Raw genomic sequence first — 6,863 nt, 5'->3', positions numbered from 1 at the left:
TGCGGTACTCGATCCAGTAGTACACCCGGGGGGTGGGGCTGGCCGACCAGGTCAGGGTGACCTTGCCGTCGCCGGCGGTGGCCCGCAGGTTCGTCGGCGGCTGCGGGAAGACCGGCATGGGCGTCGCGGCGGCCACGTTGGTCGGGTCGCTCTCCCCCGCGGCGCTGCTGGCGGCGATCCGGAACTCGTACCGCTCGGCGTTGGTCAGGTACTCGGCCGTGAAGGTGCAGCAGCCGTCGACCGGGTACGGCATCTTCTGCCAGGACTGGTTGCGGGAGGCGTTGCGGTAGTAGACGACGTACAGCACGCCGGAGGTCGGGCTGGCTGTCCAGGTGAGCCGGACGAAGCTGTCCCCGGGTGTCGCCTTGAGGTTGCTCGGTGGTTGGGGGGCGATGCCGATGGCGGTGGCCCGGGCGGTCGCCGAGGTAGGCCCCTCGCCCGCCACGTTGGTGGCGCTCACCGTGAACTCGTACACGTGGGTGTTGACCAGGTACTGCCAGGTCGCCTCGGTCTGCTCCGTCGGATACTGCGACTTGCGGAAGGTGGTCTCGCCCGCGGTCACATCCCGCCAGTACACCCAGTAGAGGACGTTCGGGCCGGGCGCGTCCCAGGTGAGCCGGATCTGCAGGCTGCCGGAGGGCACGGCCCGCAGGTTCGTCGGCGCCTTCGGCAGCGCCACCGTGCTGCGGGCCTGCGCCGGGGCCGACGCCGGCCCCTCGCCGGAGAGGTTCTCGGCGGTCACCTTGAACTCGTACGTGTGCAGGTGGGTGAGGAAGCCCCAGGTCGCGGTGGTCTTGTCGGTGGGGACCTCGGAACGCTTGAAGGTGGTCTCGCCGGCGGTGACGTCTCGCCAGTAGACCCGGTGGTAGACGTTCGGCCCGGGGGCGTCCCAGGTCAGGGTGATCTCGCCGGTGGACAGCGGCTGGAGGACCAGGTTCGTCGGCCGGCCGGGCAGCGGCGGCATCGGTTTGACCCGGACCACGTTGCTGGCCAGGCTCTCCGAACCCCGCGTCGCGGTCACCTTGAACTCGTACTCGTGGGCGTTGGTGAGGTACTGGGCCGGCATGGTGCAGCACTCGGAGAGCGGCAGGGGCAGCTTCTGCCACTCCTCGTTCTCGGTGGCGTCCCGCTGGTAGACCCAGTACCACACGTCCTCGGTGGCCGACGGCTCCCAGGTGAGGGTGGCCATGCCGTCGCCGGCCGTGGCGCGCAGGGCCGTCGGGGCGGCCGGCGCGTCGAAGTACGCGGTCGCGGTGGCCGGCGCCGACGCCGGCCCCTCACCGCCACGGTTGCTGGCGCTCACCCTGAACTCGTACGTGTGGCCGTGGAGGAGGAAGCCCGCCTCCATCGCGCAGCACTCGGTGATCGGGAGCGGCAGCTTGGTGAACTCCTCCTCGTCGGCGGTGGTGTCGCGCTGGTAGATCCAGTACCAGACGTCCGGCTGCGGCTCGGTCCAGGTCAGCTTGATGGTGCCGGTGCCCTGGGCGGTCGCGGTCAATCCGCCGGGTGCGGGCGGCGGCGCGACCGTCGACGTCGCGGTGGCCACCTCCGACGGAGGGCTGACCGCCATGGCGTTCACGGCGGCCACGGTGAACTCGTAGGTGTGCCCGATGACGAGGTTGTCGGCGACCGCGCTGGTGCCGCTGTAGATCGTCGGCTCCCGCTCCACCGGCTCGGATTGCCCGGCGGTGACGTCCCGCTGGGAGACCCGGTAGCTGACCCCGTCGTCGTCGACCGGCTGCCAGGCCAGGTCGATGGTGCCGTCCTCGGCCGGGGTCGCGGTGAGGCCGGTGGGCGCGTCGTTCAGCGGCGGCGCCACCCGCACCAGCAGATTCGGCGAGCCGGGCCCGGGATCGCGGACCACGTCCTCCTCGGCCTCGCCGAGCAGCGCGGCGGCCACCTGCTCGGGCTGGTACTGCCGGTGCGCCTGCAGCACCAGCGCCGCCGCACCGGCGACGTGCGGCGCCGCCATGGAGGTGCCGCTGTAGGTCTCCACCGCCTCGTCGTCGGCCACGCCGGCGGAATAGATGTCCGCGCCGGGGGCGAACAGGTCGACGCAGCCGCCGACGTTGCTGCCGTGGGGCGCGTCGACCCAGCGTTCGTCGCCGGTGTCGGTGGCCCCGACGGTGATCACCGACGGGATCCGGGCCGGGATGCGCTGGCAGGCGTCGATGGCGTCGTTGCCCGCGGCGGCGACGACCGTCACGCCCGCGTCGACCAGGTCCGTGACGGCGGCCTCGATCCGGCTGGCCGTCGGGCCGCTGCCGGCCGGCATGCTGAGGCTCATGTTGACCACGGCCGGACGGCGCACGTTGCGGGCCACCCAGTCGAGTCCCTGGACGAGGTGCGCCCCGTCGATCCGCGATCCGCACGACACCTGCACGTCGACCACACCGGCCCGCTTGGCCACCCCGAACTCCCAGCCCGCCGCGGTGCCCGCCACGTGGGTGCCGTGTTCCCGCCGGCAGTCCGGATCGTCGCGGTTGAACAGGACGCTCGTGCCGAGCGAGGCGCGCCCGCCGAAATCGTGGTGGCTGTCCCGCACGCCGGAGTCGACGACGTAGATCGTGACGCCGTCGCCGGTGCCGGGGTGGACGTACCGGTCGTCCCGGACGCCGTCGATCCGGTCCAGCCCCCACGGCGGATCCACCTGCACGCCACCGCCGTCCAGGGTGCCGGCACGGGACTCCTCGACGACCTCGACCGCCGGGTCGGTGGCGAGGTGCCGGGCCTGGGCGTCGGTCAGGCCGGTCACCGAGAAGCCGCCCAGGACGGCCGAGTAGACCGCGTCCAGCGTGCCGCCGTAGCGGGCGACCAGGCGGCTGGCGACCTCGCCGGTGCCGTACTCGCCGGCGGCGGCGTTGGCGCGCAGGTCCACCAGGTAGGAGCCGGGAACCGCGGCGCCGTCCGGCGCGCTCTCGAAGCTGCCCTGCTGGGTCGGGCCGCCCCGGGCGATGACCGGCGCCGGCCCGGACCGGGCGCTCTCCCCGCTGGCGTTGACGGCGGCGACCGAATACTCGTACAGGTGGCCGTCGACCAGGCCCGCGTCGGTGAAGGGCGACGCCGGCAGGTCGTTCGGCAGCCGCACCGGATGGCTCTGGCCGTACGAGACGTCGCGCCGGTAGACCCGGTAGGCGGTGGCGCCGGCCGACGCGGTCCAGCTGAGCTGGACGGTGCGCTGCTGGTCGGCGGTGACGGTCAGCCCGGCCGGCACCGGCGGCAGGGTCGCCGGGTCCGGCACCGGCCGCGGCCAGTCGACCTCCACGAACCGGGGCCGGTAGAGGCGGGCGTCCGCCCGGTTGTCGCCGGCCGCCAGGCTGTTGACGTTGTACGACACGAGCAGCTTGCCGGGGCGGGCCAGTTCGGGGTGCAGCCGGGCGTCGTACACGATGATCTCTCTGCCCGGCCGCGGTTCGGGGGCCCGGAAGAGGTGGACGGGCCCGGTGAAGGGTCCGGTCGGCGACGGCGCGGTGTAGGCGACGACGTCCGCGTTGAACACGAGGTTGCCGTCGACGGTGACCAGGACGTACTGGTTCCCGACCCGCTGCACGCCGAAGGCGGTGGTGGTGCCCGCCATCAGCCGGCCGGCCTCCGACTCGGCGGCCGACCAGCCGGTGCCGGTCCAGAACTGCCACGCCCCGGTCAGGCCGCCGGCGGGCACCTTGGCGAGGTAGGTCGGCTTCACCGGCCCCGAGTCGTTGACCAGCCGGGTGCCGTAGACGTAGGTGGTGTCGCCGTCGGCCAGGATGGCCGAGCCCCAGGCGATCCGGTCGGCCACCGGCAGCGGGGTGAGCGAGCGCAACGTCAGTCCGGGCAGGTCGAACGACGCGAGGGCGGTGCCGGTCAGCTTCAGGTCGAGGGGGTTCGGCCCGGACCGCTGGTAGTGGTTGTAGAGCACCCGGAGGGTGGAGCCCTCGACGGTGCCGTCACCGACCCAGTAGCCGGCGTCCGCGGGATCGCCGTCGCCGCCGGCGCCGACGAGCGACAGCGGTTCCTCGACGGTGCCGCCGGTCAGCGTCCCGGTGAGCGTGGCGCCGTCCTGCACCACGATCGAGTTGTGGATCATCGGCTGGAAGTCGGGACGCGACCCGTCGGGGTTGACCGCGCCGACGAACGTGTCCGAGAAGAGCCACGCCACCCGGCCGTCGGGCAGCGGCACCGAGGCCGTGCTGTCGCCGCCGTTCCACCTGCCGCCGGTGTCGCCGTACGCGCGGAACGCCTCGTTGAGTTGCGCCGCCGACATTCCCTCCGCGGTGATCCCGGCCCTCGCCACGGCCCCCGGTGCCAGCAGGATCGCCACCGTCACGAGGATCGCCACGGCGGCCCGCCACGGCGCCGCCGGGACCAACGGCGGACGGCCGAGCATGACCCCCGTCGAATGTCCATTATGGTCAGTCGTCATGCTCGCCATCCTCGAATCATGAGCCATCGATGCGTGCGGCTGGGTGTGGCGATCCGGACACGGACCGCAAGTATCTGGACAGCCGGTTCAGCCGACGCCGATCCACGGCCGGGTCAGGTGGGCGGTCGCCAGCACGGCACCCCGGGCGCGCGCCTCGGCCAGCAGCCACTCCCGGCTGCGCCGGGCCGCCTCCGGATCCGCCTCGAACCGGTAGCCCACCCCCGGGTCGACCAGCTGCACCGCGTGCACCAGCACGTCACCGGTGACGATGAGCTGGTGGCCGCCCCCGTCCACGACCACCGACTGGTGACCCGGGGTGTGGCCGGGCGTCGGCACCACACCGATCCAGCCACCGGCACCCCGGCCCACGGTGGCCAGGCGGGCCACGCCGTCGGCCTGGTCGAGCTGGCCGGTCGCGCGCAGCGGGTTCACCACGTACGTCATCGCGGCCTCGTCGGCGGTCAGGGCCGCCACCTCCCGCCGCTGCACCACGTAACGTGCGTTGGGGAACATCGGCGTCCCGTCCGGCGCGACCGACCAGCCGAAGTGGTCCTCGTGCAGGTGGGTCAGGACGACGGTGTCGACGTCCGCCGGGTCGATGCCGGCGAGGTCCAGTTCGGCGGGCAGCCGGCCCGGCACCGGCGCCCAGCCCGAGGCCGGGCTGTCCGCCGGGCCGACCCCGGCGTCGACCAGCGTCAGCCGGTCCCGCGGCCCCCGGATGGCGAAGCAACGGAAGTCCAGGTGCCAGGTCTCCCCCGGGCCGAACGCGCCGGGGTCGACCGCCCGGGCCGACTCCCAGTCCTGCGGCGTCGCCGCCGGAAACGCCTGCTGGCGGTCGAGGAAGAACGGCCCCGACGCGTCCAGCAGTGGCGTCACCTGGAACGGGCCGACCGGCCGGGATCCGGGCATCGGTCGGCCGGCGCGGCGCAGCTCGCGGGCCCGGGTGGCGGCCCGACCGGCGTCCACCGCGCTCGCCGGGCCGGCGACGCTCAGCGACCCGGCCACCGTCACGGCCGTCGCGGCGATCAGGAACCGCCGGCGTCCGAACTCCGCGGCTGTCTCACTCACTGGTGGCTCCTCTTCCTCGCAGGTCGCCGGGGGGACCGGACCGGTCCGCTCCGGCGGGAACGGCGACGACGCTAGAGCCGGATTCCGCCGGGTGGGCCCGGCCGGGACGGCAGTGACCGGATCCTGGCGACGGCTGTCCCGATCGCGCCGCCGGTGCGGCCGGGCCCGTTTCTAGAATCGGATCGGCGCCGCGCGGCGGGCCCGGCTGACCCACCGGACGCCGGCCCGCTGGGCCGCGCGGCGAACGAGGCGGGGAGGTCTGCGATGCCGGTCGAGGGGCCGAGCGTGGCGATGCTGGCGTACCCGGGCGCGGGCAGCTTCGACTACGTCACGGTCAACGAGATCTTCGGGGTGGACTACGCGTACCGGTTCGGCTCGTGGTACCGGACCAGGGCCTGCGCCATCGCACCCGGGCCGGTCGAGCTGGACGGCGGGGTCACCGTGTCCGCCCCGTACGGGCTGGCCGAGGCGGAGACCGCCGACCTGCTCGTCGTGCCCGGCTGGACGAGGGAACACGAGGTGCCGCCCCAGCCGCTGCTGGCCGCCCTGCGCCGGGCACACCGGCGCGGGGCCCGGATCATGTCGATCTGCACGGGGGCGTTCATCCTCGGCCACGCCGGTCTCCTCGACCACCGGCGGGTCACCACCCACTGGGCGACCGCGCCGCTGCTGGCCTCGCTCTTCCCCGCCGCCACCGTGGACCCGCGGGCGCTGTTCATCGACGACCGGGGCGTCCTCACCGCCGCCGGCATGTCCGCCGGCATGGACCTGGCCCTGCACGTGGTACGCGGGGACTACGGCGCGGACGCCGCCGCCGCGCTCGCCCGCCGGCTGGTCCTCGCCGGCTACCGCAGCGGCGGGCAGGCCCAGTTCGTCGAAGCGCCGCTCAGCCCCGACCCCGGCGACCCGCTGCCCGAGTTGCTGGACTGGATCCGCGGGCACCTGGACCAGCCGCTGTCGCTGCGGTCGCTGGGCGAACGGGTGCACATGAGCCCGCGGACCCTGGCGCGGCACTTCCACCGCCTCACCGGGATGAGCGCGCACCAGTGGCTCACCCGGGAGCGGGTGCTCGCCGCCCAACGCATGCTCGAGGCCGGCGACGAGCCGATCGGCCGGATCGCCACCCGGACCGGGATCGGGTCGACCGCCAACCTGCGGCACACCTTCCGCCGAGAGCTCGGGATCTCGCCCCAGGCGTACCGCGCCCGGTTCCGGGCCCGCCGGTCGCCGGCCGCGACCTCGTGAACGGCGGACCGTGCACGTCTCGCTCGGCCGACCGGTCACTTCCGTACCCGGTCGCGGGTGGCGTTGCAGGTCAAGGGTGAGCAGCATGGAAATCTGTCAAGTTGGCGACACTTCGTCGATGCCACGGTCACGGCCTCGGCTAATACCA

3 protein-coding genes are annotated in these 6,863 nt (G+C 73.8%); 1 reads left to right on the top strand and 2 read right to left on the bottom strand.

Annotation, left to right across the window (positions count from 1 at the left end):
- A partial coding sequence (locus LQ51_RS32370; protein ID WP_156313228.1) for a fibronectin type III domain-containing protein occupies nucleotides 1-4,402 on the bottom strand: 4,402 nt, incomplete at its 3' end.
- 87 nt (nucleotides 4,403-4,489) lie between these two features.
- Nucleotides 4,490-5,470: an MBL fold metallo-hydrolase gene (locus LQ51_RS25815; protein ID WP_231605887.1), complete on the bottom strand. Its 981-nt coding sequence runs from the start codon at nucleotides 5,468-5,470 to the stop codon at nucleotides 4,490-4,492.
- Between the two features lie 264 nt (nucleotides 5,471-5,734).
- Here LQ51_RS25815 and LQ51_RS25810 point away from each other — a divergent pair, with 264 nt between their 5' ends.
- Nucleotides 5,735-6,715, top strand: a complete 981-nt coding sequence (locus tag LQ51_RS25810; protein WP_046570051.1) for a helix-turn-helix domain-containing protein — start codon at nucleotides 5,735-5,737, stop codon at nucleotides 6,713-6,715.
- Nucleotides 6,716-6,863 lie beyond the last annotated feature (148 nt).

Source organism: Micromonospora sp. HK10, assembly GCF_000982955.1.
Lineage (GTDB): Bacteria > Actinomycetota > Actinomycetes > Mycobacteriales > Micromonosporaceae > Micromonospora.
Note: the sequence above shows the minus strand (reverse complement) of the source record. Positions and strands in the feature narration are given on the sequence as shown.

Bases quoted from the DNA above. Each gene is read 5' to 3' on its own strand.
- LQ51_RS25810 (WP_046570051.1), top strand. From the start codon at position 5,735: ATGCCGGTCGAGGGGCCGAGCGTGGCGATGCTGGCGTACCCGGGCGCG.